General features: G+C 66.8%; 1 protein-coding gene. It reads right to left on the minus strand.

The features are described 5' to 3' along the window. Positions 1-391: thiamine pyrophosphate-binding protein (locus CVH10_RS18050; RefSeq protein ID WP_369335867.1), on the minus strand; the 391-nt coding region annotated here is incomplete at both ends.

Below are 391 nucleotides of genomic sequence, written 5' to 3' on the forward strand. Positions count from 1 at the left end.
AGGTCGATGACGACCGGGCCGGGGCGGCCATTGGCGGCGACGTAGAAGGCCTCATGCAGGATGCGTGGCAGATCGTCGATCGATTTGACGAGGTAGTTGTGCTTCGTGCAGTGGCGCGTGATGCCGACCGTGTCGCATTCCTGGAAGGCGTCCGTGCCGATCAGGTGCGTCGGGACCTGGCCGGTGATGCAGACCAGCGGGATCGAATCGAGCAGCGCGTCGGTGAGCCCCGTGATGATGTTGGTGGCGCCGGGCCCCGAGGTGACGAGGACGCAGCCGACCTTGCCGGACGAGCGGGCATAGCCTTCCGCCGCGTGGACGGCGCCCTGCTCGTGGCGCACGAGGATGTGCTTCAGGGTCTCCTGGTGGAAGAGCGCGTCGTAGATCGGCA

Source organism: Halomonas sp. ND22Bw (assembly GCF_003011945.1).
GTDB classification, from domain to species: Bacteria; Pseudomonadota; Gammaproteobacteria; order Pseudomonadales; family Halomonadaceae; genus Halomonas; species Halomonas halophila.